7 protein-coding genes are annotated in these 15,810 nt (G+C 51.2%); 1 reads left to right on the top strand and 6 read right to left on the bottom strand.

The window, feature by feature from the left end:
- Positions 1 to 55 precede the first annotated feature (55 nt).
- Positions 56 to 829 carry a glycosyltransferase family 2 protein gene (locus R3B84_17015; GenBank protein MEZ6142262.1) on the bottom strand — a complete coding sequence of 258 codons (774 nt, stop codon included), beginning with the start codon at positions 827 to 829 and terminating at the stop codon, positions 56 to 58.
- Positions 830 to 1,001: 172 nt separating this feature from the next.
- Here R3B84_17015 and R3B84_17010 point away from each other — a divergent pair, with 172 nt between their 5' ends.
- The gene (locus tag R3B84_17010) at positions 1,002 to 1,523 is read left to right on the top strand and encodes a hypothetical protein (protein MEZ6142261.1); all 522 of its coding nucleotides are present in this window, start codon (positions 1,002 to 1,004) and stop codon (positions 1,521 to 1,523) included.
- A 214-nt stretch (positions 1,524 to 1,737) separates the two neighbouring features.
- Here the strand turns inward: R3B84_17010 and R3B84_17005 are convergent, their stop codons facing one another.
- The 5 genes from R3B84_17005 to R3B84_16985 all read right to left on the bottom strand — a co-directional run bounded on the left by R3B84_17005 (position 1,738) and on the right by R3B84_16985 (position 15,795).
- On the bottom strand, positions 1,738 to 2,433 hold the full coding sequence (locus tag R3B84_17005; GenBank protein MEZ6142260.1) for a dual specificity protein phosphatase family protein: 696 nt from the start codon (positions 2,431 to 2,433) through the stop codon (positions 1,738 to 1,740).
- Positions 2,434 to 2,504: 71 nt separating this feature from the next.
- Positions 2,505 to 3,887 (bottom strand): glycosyltransferase, encoded by a 1,383-nt coding sequence (locus R3B84_17000; protein MEZ6142259.1) that lies wholly within the window; start codon positions 3,885 to 3,887, stop codon positions 2,505 to 2,507.
- A gap of 67 nt (positions 3,888 to 3,954) precedes the next feature.
- Positions 3,955 to 5,145, bottom strand: coding sequence for a hypothetical protein (locus tag R3B84_16995; protein ID MEZ6142258.1), 1,191 nt, complete (start codon positions 5,143 to 5,145; stop codon positions 3,955 to 3,957).
- A gap of 169 nt (positions 5,146 to 5,314) precedes the next feature.
- A complete protein-coding gene (locus R3B84_16990) occupies positions 5,315 to 9,343 on the bottom strand; it encodes a hypothetical protein (GenBank protein MEZ6142257.1) in 4,029 nt (1,342 codons plus the stop codon).
- Entirely contained in the window at positions 9,319 to 15,795 is a 6,477-nt protein-coding gene (locus R3B84_16985) for a proprotein convertase P-domain-containing protein (protein ID MEZ6142256.1), read from the bottom strand. The genes R3B84_16990 and R3B84_16985 overlap by 25 nt, the downstream gene beginning before the upstream one ends.
- Between the last annotated feature and the right edge of the window lie 15 nt (positions 15,796 to 15,810).

Raw genomic sequence — 15,810 nt, 5'->3', positions numbered from 1 at the left:
CCATTACCCAGCTTTTTTACGAAATTGTGCCTTCAGGTGGGCTGATTTCCCACAATCAGGCCATGCCGTAGGCGTCTTCAATGGCAATTTCCCCACCAATGGCCAGGTAGGAGACATTTTCTGCCACTGGTACCGGCTTGCGACGGCTCTGATACCAGTATTTGGCAATCCTAAGCATAATTTTTGGGATTTCGATCAGCGAAACTTTGCTGACCCCCGCTGCACGTGGGCGATGACGTACATCGACCTGTTCGATCTTCATCTGTTGCTGGTGGGCTTTGGACAGCATTTCCGCATTGATGAAGAAGCCGTCAGTGGCAGGGAGAATTTGCCGCAAACTATTACTGTGAAACACTTTAAGAGCACAATCGCAATCTTTTACCTGGGTTCGCAGCAAGGTGCGGACCAGCCGGTTATAGTTGCGGGAATAAAACTTGCGCAGCCACGGGTCCTGTCGATCTGCCCGATTCCCCACCACAATATCGGCGAGGTGCGTGCGATTCATCAGCAGTTCCAGATCTTCGATGTAGAACTGGCAATCCGCATCGGTAAAGGCAACAAACTGCTTGCTGGCCTGCAAAAACCCAGTCCGCAGAGCAGCACCATAACCCTGATTAAAGGGCAGCGACAACAGGCGAATACCGGATAAGTCTACCATCATTTGCCGCACCCGCTGAACGGTCAGGTCGGTGCAGCCATCGTCCACCACAATAATTTCGAAATCCCACCCCAGGCGGGTAAGGGCAGCGTGGGCTTCCTGTAACGCAATCTGGATAACTTCCTGCTCGTTATAAGCAGGAATGATCAGGGAGAGTCCAATCGTAGACATACCGTTCGACCCAGTCAGGTGAGAAAGCGACTTGTCGCCGAATCGGGCATTTTCGTCAAGGCCAAAGCAGCCTGAATCTGTTCGTTGCGTGCCACATCAGTTTGTCTGATACAATGGTAAACGACGCAGGATTACGGAAGTTCGTCCCATGGTTAGATTGTTTCAGATTTCAGTGTTGGTTGCAATTGCCTGTTTGGCCGCAGGCACTTATGGTGCACTGCATAACCAGATTTCCTATACCATCTGCCCGGAATATTTTACCCAGTACAAGTTCGAGCAATTTCTAATTCAAACGGATGTTCCAGATCGAATTGGTGCGGCGCTCGTGGGATGGAAAGCAGCCTGGTGGATGGGGCTCTTTATCAGCAGCGTCCTCATCTCAGTGGGGCTGCTTTTTCGTCAAAAATCAACTTTCTTCCGGGAAACTCTACTCAGTTATTTCATCGTAGCTGCTACCACCCTGATCTGTGGCATTGCTGCATTAATCTACGCTTTTATCACAGTAGATGAGCAGAGCGCAGGTCAGGTTTTTCGCTACGGAAATGAGATTATCGACGATGTGGGATTTGTGCGAGCGGGAACAATGCACAATGTTAGTTATTTCGGAGGTTTGGCAGGAATCATCACTGTTTGGTTAAGAAACTCTCTTACTGCGAACGCTGCGGTACACAATCGCATATCTATCGCTATGTAACATGGGCGTTCCGCCATGAGTTTTTAAACATCAGAATCTCTTTGAGTCTTCGCGGCCTTGCTGGCGACGACTTGAAACGCCGTCTCACGAATTGAATTACCCAGCAATCTTCTGTGTAAATCGGGCGGTAAAGTCTGTGTTCAAAAACCAGATGCCGTTTACGGAGTCAGACGGCCTTGCAGGCCTTGGAAATTTGGGGATATCGACTACTGCATCAATCCACATGGTGTTTTCTCGTGGCTGATGTTTCTTGCACCAAACGGCTAAGAATCTGGCGCTGGGATGGATGTAGTCGGACACCAGGACGGAGGGCTGTCAAATGTAGTACCCCTTCCTTGACGCTTGTAACAACGCCGATGTTTAGCAAGTAGGCAATCACCACACACGCACTGCGACCGTGCCCCAAGGCACAGTGTACATACACTTTTCCATCCACAACTGACTGTGCTATCCAGTTTACCACCAATTGCAGTTCTTCGAAAGTAGGTGGGGTCGCATCCAACACTGGTAGTGATCGATATCCTGATCGACTTCGAACAGATACTGGTGCCGTGAACTCGCACGCCAGATCAACCACCAATGTCCAATCCTGGTATTCTTCAGACGACAACCAACGCCCAAAATACAGGTTTGGGAGAACCTGCACAAATGCTTGCTCATTGCTTAATCGTCGGTACAAGCCAAACGCTACAGTATTCAAAAGGAAATAAGGCGCAAACAGCAGAAAACCTAACACCGTGCGACCGCCATTTACTCTTTTGCCTAACAATTTGGGCGAAGAACAGGCATATGTTCCTGATAGAAAAATGAAGGAACTTGCGAAATAAAATGGTAGGATAGCCCACCAGCCGATCACATCCCAAGTGGTTACAGAAACCAATACGCTCGCAGCAGCAAGTATCAGTAACATGATGCTGTATTTCAGAGGATATCTCCCGCCCAAAATTCGAACATGTAATGGTTTGAAAGCAATTGCTACACTTATCGGATGGTGGTGCGGAGGAAATCGTAATCCTGTGAAAAGCGGGTGCGGTCGTTTTCATCGAGATACTGGTTGCCGTGCAGCACACTCATGTGGCCTGCCAGGGTGCCTGTCCAGCTTTCCCCATTATGGTGGGCCACTTTGCCGATTTCCTGTTCCAGAATCGTCGTCGCATGACGGTGGGTCATGTTTTCCAGCACCCATGATCGTGGGGAAAACTCTGACAATCGCTCAAGTGTTTGTGTAATGGTGGCTGCCAGGGTGCGATCATTCGCAAAAACGCCTGTTTGGGAATTGACGCACGGATGCACATCGCCGTAATTAAAGCCCTCCCGCAGAATGAACGGGATATTGGCAAGATTTCCTTCGATAATCGCTCGATTGGACCCTTCCCGACGCGACCATACCACATTGATTAACGCTCGGTTATATAACTGATTCACTTCTTCAGGTGGGATCCATTCGTGGATTTCCAGTTGGTCGGCAATGCCGTAGTACGCTGCCAATTCTTCGATGTGCTTCTTCGTCCAGCCAGATGTATACCCTGCCAGAAGCGTTTTCAGGCGAATTCCCTGTTGCCGAAGCTGGGCCAGCACCTCAAAAAACTGGGCATGCCGTTTAAATTCCGCCCACGATGCAACCATCACCAGATCCGCATCTTTTTCCACATCGGGCAGTGGGGAATACAAATTGTCATCCACCCACCAATTGGCTGCGGTGGGAATCGGTACCATATTCACATTCGCTTCCTGCAAAAAGCGAATATCGCGTGGTTCAGAGCACTGCACAAACACGGTATTCGGCAGAAAGCCATACACCAGGATCTGCTCGTCGCACGTTCCGCTCCAGCTTGGCTCAAGAACGATGTAGTATTTTTGAGAAATCCGCTGCAGATCGTACAGTTTGGCGAATGGCACGTAAATGTAGGAATAATTCAGCAACAGCACGCCTTTCTCGCCCGCGAAGGCCGTTTTCAGCACCGTCGCGTGCGGGCCCAGCACACTTTCCGGCTGGTCAAACAGTTTCTGGGTGCGTGGGGTTGATTTCGTCTCATCCACATACGCTGTAAGGAGTTGCGACAACGTACCATCCGCAATTGCCTGATTCATCCGTGCCACAATTTTGCGGTCGATACGGGGCGACAGTGCCGCACGGTGTAGTTGCATCAACGTTTGCCAGCTTGCCATTTTCTGGCCACGCACCGATTGCAGCATCGCTTTGCGGTATTGCATCTGTGCCAGCAGACGTTTGCCCCACGTGGAATCGAACATCAGCCATTCTTTCCATCGCCCACGCTGAATCTGTTTGCGGATTCGTTTTCTGTCTGCGGGTGAAAGTGGCGTCGCATCCTGCACTGGCGGGTTCTCTGTAATAATTGTCATGCCGAAAGTTTCTGTGTCTGTTCCATCGTCAGGGAAAGGGCGTTGGACAAAGCATAGAACATGCCAGCTACTTCGACTGATTCGCGGTAATCAGGGCGGCAAGAAACGTCACACCGTCCCCACGTTGTCTGGCGGCTTCGGCCATGCCTGCGTAATCTCCCGCCCGCTGGCAAAGTTCGTAGACCGATGGGCAGGACAGTGGGCGATTCTGACCGGACAGGTATTTTTTGGCACTTTCCAGTGCTTCCTGATCGCGGTTCAGTCGGAGCAATAAATTGACGTAAACTTCTGCTGGCAAAGAATTTCCGTCTGCCAGACCGGGCTCAATCTTTGCGGCAAAGTGCTGCAAACCCGCTTCCACGTCGATCCCATCCACCACCTGCAGCAAAATCCGGTAATCGTGGTAGGTGTTTTCAAAGGGGGGATCGTTGGGATAACGAAAACCTTCCGACAGCGTTTCCCCATACATGCACAGTTCGCGTGCCAGTTGGCGTTCCGAACAGGGTTCCAGGTCCAGACTGAACTGGCAAATCGAAGACAGGTGGGAAGTATCGATGTGGTAGGCATCTTCGCCAAAAATCTGCGGGAAGCTGGCAATCAGTTCGGGAATACCTGCTGGTTCAGGCGCCTCTAGCTGCCGTTCTTTGGCGTCTGCACGCAGTCTTTCCAGTAATTGTGCGTGTAATTCCCGCACCAGCGTGCGGATGGCGTGCTGCTTGACCCACGGTTGTTGGGAAAAATCCTGATTGCTGTAGGTGGTAATGGCATTGCAGATCCCATAGCGCTGTACCACCACGTCGAAGCCTTTTTCCGGATACGCCCCCTGGTATAAAGCCACATCGATGATGGGTGAGGGATCATCGGCATCAGTCAGTTCCAGCCGTTCCAGATATTCTTTCACTGGTTCCTGTTCGCCGAGCATGTTGAAAAAGGTCCAGGCAGAACGGATATCATGGTTCGCCAGATATTGTGCCCCCACCGTGCGTGCAGCCTGACGGATTGCCATTTCGTATTCTTCGTGCACCGCTTCGGGTAATTCGGCGGCAGGACCTGCGGGAAATGGTGAAACGCCCAGTGCGACCCGTTTTTCCAACAGGTGGGAGTAAAACAGGGCATTCAGATCGCCCATCTCCTGAAGTTCGATGGCCAGTTGACTGGCAGCAGCAGCCGTCCCACGTTCGGAAAGTGCGGTCTGAATTCGTTCAAACGCTTCGGCAGATAAGGTGGGCACTTCGGGTGTTTCATCGGGATCGTACATGAAAACTTCACCTGAGGGATCAACGTGTACGAAGCAGACTCGCACACAAAAATGAATAAAAATTCATTAAGTATTAATGAAAAACAACCACAAAGGAAGGGTGAACTCCCATTGTGGTTGTTATATGGACTGAAAAAGAGAATCGCGATCCTGAAAACCAACCATCCTGTTAGTTGAGGATGAGCAGGAAGGTTTGCTGCACGGAGCTGGAACCATCGCTGGCGAACACGGTGACAAAGTACGTCCCCGCGGTGGCACCAGCAACGTTGAGAATCAGATTATTCCCACTGAAGCTGGTGGTTACCAACGATGTTGCAGGTGCTGTGGCACCGTTCAGCAACGCTGGGTTGGCAGAGACGTTGGCACCATTGTAGATGGGATCGGCAAAGTCCCGCACCACTGGCGATGAACCAACCGAAACACCATCCCAGGCTCGCAACTTGTTATCGCTGCTCAGCACGTAGTAGCCACCATTCGCCGCATTGCTGCCATTGGTGCTCAGGAAGTACCATTCACCGGCCCCACGGAAGTTGAATCCGAAGGCTGGAGTCGTCAAACCGAAGGTATTGCGATCGTTGAACAACTGGTTCACGCTGACATTTTGTGCGGCAAAGATGGGTGTTTCACCATCAGCGTCGTTGAAGGTCAGCGGAACCGAAATGTTCATACCACCTGCAGTGCCGTTCTGTGTATTAATACCAGCCAACGTTGGTGCGTTGTTGCCGACTGTGAAGTAGAACGTTTCGGTCGTCTTGATGGCACCATCACTGACGATTGCCGTCACCTTCACGGTACCACTGAAGGCCAGGTTGCGGTTCAGCGTGATCAAACCACTGGTATTCACCGTTGCAGTCACACCTGCCACAGTACCACTTGCTGCGTAAAGCAATTCTGTGTTGGTGTAGGCAGGGACCCCCACGTTGGCGACTGTTGGGCTGGTAGGAATATCTACCCCGTTCCAGGCTTTCAGATCCCCGTTAGGCAGCAGAACATAATAACCACCGTTGGCGGCATTGCTACCGTTGGTGCTGATGAAGTACTTCTCATTTTGCCCACGAACATTGAATGCTGCCACCAGATCGGCCTTGGTGAGACCGTAGCGATCCTTCACTGCGAACAGCGGGTCGTTGACGTAAGCAGGCAGAGCATCCCGCAACAGCGCCGGGTTGTTGTAGGCACCGGTGCCAGAAAGATTGGCAACAGGCGGCCGTAACAACGAGGTGCTGATGCTTAATCCGTCCCACGCGAACAGTTGATCATTTGGCATCAGGAAGTACAGCCCGGTACCATTGGTGCTGGAATAGAACCGTTCATTCTGACCAAAGAAGTTAAACGCGTAGGGAAGGTTAGTCAATCCAAACTTCACCTTGGCATCGTACAATGGCCCACGGTTGGTGAACACGTTCGCTGGTGCGGGTGGGACAGCATTCCAGAACTGGGCCTGATTCGCATACACGGTTGTGTTGCTGTAAGGAGCCAGGTTAAAGTCTGCCTTCAGGTTCGCCGGAGCAATCGTGGTGCCAATTGACACCCCATCCCATTGATAGAGACGGTTGGTCTGGGTCAGTACATATATCTTGCCATCGAGTGCCTGATAGAAGTACTCATTCTGGCCAAAGAAGTTAAACGAATACGGTGCCGCATTGATCTGCAATTCCTTCTTCAGATCATACAGTGGGTTAGCACCTTCCACAATCACAGAGTACGTCCGTTCATCAAGATCGCTATCCGGGTTCGGATCAGTCACGATGATCTGCACGTTCTGCGATGCCTGATTGTGCGGAATCTGAATATCGGCAATCGGGGTGATTACTGGACGATTATTATTGACCGAATATCGGAAAGTTTGCGTCTGATCATTCAGCACCACACCATCCGAGGCAACCACCTTAATTTCGACCGTGCGATCAAAACCAATATGTGGGCTGATCGTAATCGTGCCACCTGGAGCCATTCCAGCCGGCTTGCCTGTTGTGCTGAGATTTACTCCGTTGACCAAAGTAAGTTGAGCGTTGGTCAACAGGGTAGGAGTGGCGTAAACATTACCTAATCCCAGAGCCGTAAAATCTGCCACTACGGGACTGGTGGTAGCATTCACACCGTTCCAACGCACCAGGGTGTTGTTTGGCAACAACACAAAATACTGATAATGCGGAGGTTGACCCGCAACATCTGGATTGCTGTTGTTGCTGCTGACCAGGAACTTCTCATTAGCACCTGCGTTAAACACAATCGCTGGGTTGGTCAAACCGTAACGCACCTTCAGATCGTACAGCGGATTGCTGATCGCCACCAGTGGAGAACCAGTTGACTGCGTCATAATTTCAGGCGTATCGTAGACCGAAACGGTATCACCCAACCCATACGGAATGTCTTTGTAGGTTGCTACCGGATTCGCTGCCAGTGTGGCCGTCATATCACCCTTCCAGGCATACAACTTGTCATCGGGCATCCGGACGAAGAAACCTGCACCCGCAGGGTTTGTGCCATTCTGCGAGACATAGTAACGCTCGTTGAAGCCGCGGATATTAAACGTTCCTGGTACTTCTGGAGATAAAGCCAGAGCACGCTGGATCGAAGTATTAAAGCTGAAGCTCGGATCTTTGAAATCTGCAATCGGCGGTGCGGCAATGCTTGCAGCAATAGTACCCTTCCAGGCATAAAGCTTGTTGTCTGGCAACAGGATGTAGAAACCACTGCCCGCAGGGTTGGTACCAGTACTGCTGATGAAATACTTCTCCCCAGCCCCACGCACGTTGAAGGTGTTGGGAACTTCATTGCCGATACCCAGCAGAACCTTCAGATCAAACAATGGATCGGAAGCTGTGGCCGTAAAGGTCAAGGCATCGCCATCGATATCGGTGGCATTCAGATTCAGCGTCGTAGCAGGATCGGAACCGTGCTGATCGGTGGTGTTACCCACAGGAGGCAGCACCGGGGCATTGTTCACACTCAAAACAAAGTCTGTTGAAGTCTGCAAGCCATTGCCATCGGTGACGGTGAGAGTGACCGTGTATGAGCCCTTGGTTGCCACATTGGAGTTCAGGGTAATCGTGCGGTTGGCGCTACCAAATCCAGTAAGAGTGAAAGTTGGATCTGGACCGACCACAGGGTTAATCGGTGTTACCGTTGCAGTCACCACTAATGCACCTGGGGCTGTCTCAGCATCACCCACGGTGAATGCCAGAGGACTCGTACTGGTGCCTGGAGTGATGGAAACATCATTCACATTAGAGATCGTCGGTGCAGTGTTCGGGCTGAAGAACACGTTCGCAACAAACCGGTCCTGCGGATTCTGACCGTTGATGTTGTTTTCGTTCTGGTCCATCGGATTGCCCGAGAAGTCCAGAATGCTGGGTCCTACTTGAATGAAGTAGTTACCGATAGTGGTTACAGGGCTTGCAAAGTTAATCCGATACTGATTCCCACCCAGGTGCGTGATACTGCTGACCGTTACGGCTTGTGGGCCGGTAATGGTCACATCACTGGGGTCGAAGGTCGACAGTGCAATCGGAGCACCAAAGGTGACATTGAAACCAGCAAATTTTGTTCCTTGATCAATCAGGTACTGGCTGGAGCTGACAATCCGTGGCCCACTGTTCGGTGCGACCAGGAATTCTTCTACGTCCGAATTATCCAGCCGGATCACGAAGTCCCCACGGCCAAAGGTAGTGGCCAGCAGACTGTTCAGACCAGTCGATGTCTGGTTGAAGCCAGTTGCTGGGTTCACATTCCCCAGAATCAGATTCAGTTGCGTCACATTGGTATTGGGCAGCAAGCCACCTTCCTGTACTGCACCGTCGGCGGTAGATGGGAAGTAGCTCCAGTTCAGGCCGTTATCCAAGGTGCGGAAGACACCACCTTTCCCACCCACATACAGGACAGGGTGGGTGCCAGACAGTTGCGTCACTTCATCATCGGTCAGGTGGGCCGCTGCTGTCGTGCCATTCACCCCACGCTGCACCGTCCAGGTGGTGCCAGCATTGGCGGTAACCCGCATGATTTCAGTCCCCACCTGAATGAGGAATGGAGTGGTTGCTGCACGTGGGAAGCCAGCATTCGAAGCCACGGTAATCGTGGTTTGAACTGCCGTGATATCTGCAGTCAGATCGGTGGGAGGATTAAAGGTAATCTCTTCCGGCACCGCATAACGCCAATCCGCCTGGATCGAGGTCAGAAACTCCAGTGTGGTATCCACATCGTCGTCGGTGGGATTTTGAATCCCAACAATCTATTTGCTGGACCACAAACAGGCTTCCTGAACCTGTATCGTGAGCCAACCAATCCGTTCGTGAATCCGTCGAGCTTGCAGTTCACTGGCGCGTAGATATCATCCAGCTTGGTGGCATCCACACGAACAATACCGTTACCACTACCCAGATAAATAATATTGGGATTTTGCGGGTCAATGGTCAGTGACAGAGAATAGTTGCCCAACTCCTGACCGGGGTAACCAAGCCCGTTACCATTTCGGTTATTCGTATGAGTGGCTTCCGCACGCGTTTCGTTATTCGTGCCAAAATCATCTCCAAAAATGGTTGTCAGTGCGGGCAATTCGATCCGTGTCCAGTTAAAGCCGTTATCTTTGGAAAGGTATAAGCCGTCAAAACCACCGCCTGGAGTTGCCACGGCAGCGTACAACCAGCCCTGATAGAACGTATCGGCCAGTGGTGAATTGGTCAGTGCGGGCTGTGCCAGCACAATATGGCCCTTGGCTCCGTTCGGAGTGCGGTCAGGGGCCTGCTCCGCAATTTGCGGAACACCAATGAGATCAGTATTCACTCGTGGCGTAAAGATCTGTGGCGTGTTCAACAGCGTAAAGCTGCTGGTGGTGGGTGCCTCGCCATCACCACGAAAGACCCCTTCCCCACGGAAGGCAGCGTAGATCCGTGTCAGGTTGCCATTGCCATCTTTACTGCCGGGAGAAAGCACCACATCGGTGGCATTCCCTGCCCGCACAAGTTCCCAGGTGCTGCCCGCATCCAGTGATCGGTACAATCCGGGTGCCGAACCGTTGCTGACAGCAGCGTAGACGGCAATGCCACCACCTGGGAGCGGATTGGGGTCAAAAATGACCTTGTAGATATTTGAACCGACAAACGCATGGTCCCGTTGTGCGGAGTTCATGGTGAGGATATCACCATTGCCCAGCACGTTCACGGTACTGTCGAGCACTTCCCAGGTCATCCCGCCATCAAATGAACGCAGGAAACCAACCCCTGTAGAGCCCAAGCTGGAACCACCGCCCTGCTGATTGACCGAACCAGCATTGCCCGTGGCAGCCAGAATAATCGACTGACTTGGATCGTTGTTCCGTGCGTATACCGCAATGTTGCTGATATGCAAACTGCTGGTAGGGCCCAGATCGGTCAACGGTATCCAGATTGGTCCGTTGGCATCTTTGGTCAGGAAGTTGGTTGTTTTCCAGAGACCACCACTGGAAGATCCCAGATACACGGTGTTTCCGGATGGATCGGAAGGATCCACGGCCAGTGCTTCCACTGGGCCAGCATTAGTGCCGTTATTTTCTTCATTCAACAGGTTACCCACAGGGCCCACTGCCAGCCACTGCTGGGTGGTCAGTTCGTTCTGCAAATCGGAATTAAAGATCCGGAACGAAACGGTGGTACGGTCTGCAATTTCTTCGCCAAAGCCAGTTGTTGGCAATGCCTGTGGCAAGCGGATTTCGAAGCGATTGATCGTCGCTGCCTGAGCAATCCCGGCGGAGTTCGTTACAGTCAGAATCCAGGTCCCTGAAGCCGATTCACCATTAAGAGCACTCAGTGGGAACTGGGCATTGTAAGGCCCAGCCGAGAATGGTGCGGAACCACCCTGGATCGGGGTCTGCGATAAGTCATCAAACACGGTGTTGGTGAAGTTCAGCTTGCTGGCACCGAAGGTCCCTACGTTGGTGGCCAGCGGGATCACTGTACCAGTGGGGGAAATCAGCGTCAGGGTCAGATCACGCACATCATTGTGGGTGATGTCAACCAGTACCTGAATGGTGGCTGGCTCTCCCAGGCGGACCTGGGCACCGTTGGCGTGTGCCTGTGCCACCGTTCCATTGAAACCACGCACCACGTTCCACTGGTTACCAGTACGACCGACCACCTGCATCAATTCGGTACCCACCTGAACCACAAATGGCACGGTGGGGAAGCCCACGCTGGAAGACACGTTCAAAATGGTGCTGAATGCATTGATCCCACCCGTCTGATTGATCGTGGTGGTAGAAGTATTATCAAATCGCAACTGGTTGGGTGCCTGAACAATTGGGAAGTCATCAGTCACTACCAGAGTGGCACTTGCTGCACTGTTGGCGGGAACATTGACCGCAGTGTTGACACCGTAGACATTGCGAATGATTTCCGCCTGTGCCGGGTCGGCAGTGCCACGCAGCACTTCCAGACCTGCGTTCAGGTTGCTATCGAGCAGGTTGCCATCGGTATCGGCAATTTGCGAACCCAGAACGATACTGTAGGTACCACTGAGGTTCTGGGTGGGGAAACCGATACGGAATACCCGGTCCGCCAAATTGCCGATAGTTCCTGGAGGATTCGCAGTGACCGTGAAAGGACCAGTGATTTCACCCAACGGCCCCACCACAGAGATAATATCCGCTGCAGTGAAGGTTGCTGCATTGACCGGTCGGCTGAACACCACGTCGATGGCACTGACGGTGTTATTCAGCGACAGATTTTCGGGGATGTAAGTAACTGTTTGGTTGAACGGATGCTGTTCTCGAACGGATGTGCCAAGATAATCTCGAACAACAGTCAACTCGTTGCCATTGACTTCAGTCACCAGCATTTGTTCACGGCCAATCGTGATAATAAATGGCCGATCCTGTGGAAATACAGAACCATCTGCAACATCGAATGTGGTTTCGTTGGTCGTGATATTGTTTGTCAACGTTGTCGTGATTGGCAGTACTAAGTTGCCACCTGCGTCAGGAAGGCTGGTATGCAACACATGAAGGCCAGGGATAATTAATGGCAACGTCTGCGGATCGTAAGGCCCAACGAATGGGTTGGCTGTGGTGATGCCATTGTTTACAGAAGCAATTGGTCGCGGATTCGAGAAGATATCTGGTGTCGATACACGGGTAACTGTTGCTCCGATACCATGTGCTTCAACGCGGGTTCCATTCCAGCCCCGAATCACATCGAGAACCAGGGTTGGGCCAAAAAACTGCGAGCTCACAACCCGCATTTGCTCCCGGCCTACTTGGATGGTGTAAGGTTCGCCATTAAAACCTGTGCCATCATTAAGAGCTATTTGTTGTGTAGTGGCATTTGCAGGTGCAAGTAATGTAGAAATCGAGGTGTTCACTTCCACAGTTTCCGCACTGATTGAGTTGGCATTCTGATCCATCAGATTGCCAACCACAGGTCCAGCTTGACCTGGAGTAATCGTCAGCGACCAATCAAGGAGTGTACCTACATCAGCAGGGAGTACGTCATCAATTTCCAACGTCCACGTGCCTAATGGATTTTCTCCAATAAACTTCGCCAGTCCTTCTACCGGACGGAAGGTGCCTGTGAAAGGAGATGTACCAGCAGCAATATTCGTTGCTGCATCATCATCAAACGTCGTTCCCAGGATATCAATATCGAACGGCTGGCCATTTTGATCATAAAGCAGGACACGAGTTCCGTTTGGTGAAATCAGTGTGATTTCCAAATCATTGTTATACTCGTGTACCAGATTCAAGCTCACGGTAACTTTGCCAACGGTTTGTCCCGGAGGTAGAGCTGGGACATTCACCGTCGAAGTTACCAAAGCCAGGTCTGGTATAAAGACATCGTTCGTGTTGGTGAATGGTGCATCAAATGGTGGCGACGGTGGCAACAACGTTACGGATCGACCATAGCTCACCAGATCCTGGACATTTGGCCCAACGGAAAAGCTATAGGTGCCTGGAGCAGTCTGAGGGGTTACAAATCCAATGAAAAAGCTGGTAGCAAATGCACGATCATCCAGTACGTCAAAACCAATTTCACGCGGGCCAAATGTAGTAGCCTGATTAGTTGGGCGATCATAAGCAAATACACCATTCAGAGCGATAGCCTGTGGTGCTCCACCATTCGGACTTTGATATTGAACGTTGATATCAGAAATATCGAACGAAGAAATCTGAACAGGGCGATCAAACTGGACTACAAATCCCTCCAGTTCTCGCACTCCGTTGTTATCGAATCCGTCGTTATATCTGACAGTAAATGCGCCGTTATTGCTGACATCGTAAAAGTCTGCTGTTACATGTCCCATATCAGCGGAGATAATCCGGGGGCCTACGGCAGTACGGACATCGGCTGTGGTAATCGATGAACCAGCGGCGTTTTCATTGGAAGCAAAGACGGGAACAATCTTGCCGTTGTAGAAATAAAGGTCCTGGCGATCGCCAAAGCCGTTGGCACCCGCCTGTCCCTGGTTGCCCGGGATCGGTTCCAGGTCAACTCGTTCACCGGTCAGAAAATCGGTCACCGTTTTAATGTTATTCAGGAATGATGGATCACTCCAGTTCCGACCACCATCAACACTGACCCGAATCACACTTGCTGCCCGTGCATTGGCAGCATCGATGCGGGAATCATAATACATCACAGCAACCGTACCCGTAATCGGGTCGACAGCAATTGCCGGAGTAAATTGTGCCCGATTGCCTTCGGTGAAGTTATCACCGATTGAATCATCATTGACTTGAACTGGTTCGTTCCAGGTTAAGCCGTTGTCGTCCGAAGATGTGACGAACACATTGGTATCAGTGCCGCTACCACTCGTGTAGGCTGCGTAGATGCGGCCCTGATAAGGGCTGAAGCTGCCCAGAGTTTTGTCGATGGCAATATCAATACCCGGTCCGACACCAGGGGTACCATAAGGCCCACCAGTGGTGGGGTAGACGTTATTCGCTGCACCTCCTACGGTTGCAGCATTCGCTGCTGCATCAGCACCAAAACCATTATTGCTGATTAATCCAGTAAAGTGTAGCTTCCATTCCTGCAGAAACTGCACAGGGTGAGCTGGTGAAGTCCCACCGTTGGCACCGTTGTCGCGGGTATCGGTAATTTCCAGTGTCCAGGTACCGCTGAGTTGAGCAGCACTTAAACCATCAAACTGGCTTAATGACCCTGTTTCTGGTCGGAAGTAACCAATACGAGGTGACAGTAGATTATGGGTAATATTACCTGCAGTAATCCCGCGCACCCCTTCATCATCGAAAACAGTACCCACAGCTTCGTATTCGAGGGTTGTCGTCGCTCCATGCCGAATCGTCCCCATGTTTACGTTCGCTGCAATACCATTACCAGTGGAATTACCAACTGCATTGGTTCGATTCCTCAGTAAAGTGATTGCTCCGACTCCTGCCGTTGCTGGCGGTATCAGACGGATCTCAACTTGATCCATCTGACCATGAACCATCGCAATCGAAACGTTGAGATCGTTGATGATATCGAGGTTAAATCCATCGATATCAACATCCATCGTGAATTCAGTCACTCCAGGATCGTGGGGCGTGACGTTTGGAATAACTTCCGCATCAGTAATTCGCCCTTCATTGAACCCTGAATAGTGCGTAACATCCGTATTCCCAGGATTGTATGATCGGGAAAATGTCTGGCTGGCTGCAACAGGGGCACTGGCCATACCAGCATCTGGTGCGGAAAGATCGAAGGCAATACCGCCGCCACTGCTCCAGAAGACCATCATCTGGCCGCCATCAACATCTCCATCGTTTGTACCCTGGGTGAACTCAATTTGTGGTGCAAATGCCTGAACATTAGGCGTCGATACATACTGCTGTGTGGTAAAGTTGTAGCCACCGTCCCCCGAGCCAGCAATCATCACCGAGCTGACCACAACCCCATCACCACGTGTATTATTCTTGTTCCACGCCACATAAATACCTTTTGGCACCCCATAATCGACAGCGGCATTTGCTGCGTGTGCTGCTGGATTGCTGTTGTTGATACCCCGTTGGACTGTCCAGGTATTGACACGCAATAGATCTGCCGCATTATGATTGGCTGCTAAGGTACCGTTTTGTGCTCGTGTAACATTCCAAACTGACCTGTTGATTTCGCTGTTGGCACCATGTCCATTAGGATTGGTTCCGTTAAAACCGCGGTTTACCAACCATCGATTATTCACTACGTTGGACCCGTTCGCATGGGCTGCAGGAGCTGTACCGCCAATCCCACGCACTACTTCAAGTGTATTTCCAACAACACCAATTACCCGCATCCTTTCGCCGTTGATTTCAATCGCAAAATTAGCTGCCGGTAATACTGAGGCATTTGCAACATCGATGAATGTCTGTGCAGCAGTAATACCGCCAACGAGGGTCGTCTGGTTGAGCTGAACTGCGGTTACTTCCAATTGTTCGTTATCCAACTGTACAACAAACGGAGTGCCTGGAAATCCCGTACTAGTAGTAACATCAATTGCACCATTGCCACCACCGACATTGTCTGCAAGTAGTGTGGTTGATTGTGCAATACTGTTGACGAGTATGTGTTCGTTATTCAGTACCGCCACGAAAGGTGCTGTGGGAAAATTGGTGCTGGTACCCACAACGATAGAAGTATCACCCGAAGCAATATCTTCCAGCACCTGTGTTGTATCGACATCTACTGCTGAAACCTGCACAAACTCATCATCGAT

The sequence above is a fragment of the Zavarzinella sp. genome, from assembly GCA_041399155.1.
GTDB lineage: Bacteria > Planctomycetota > Planctomycetia > Gemmatales > Gemmataceae > JAWKTI01.
Note: the sequence above shows the minus strand (reverse complement) of the source record. Positions and strands in the feature narration are given on the sequence as shown.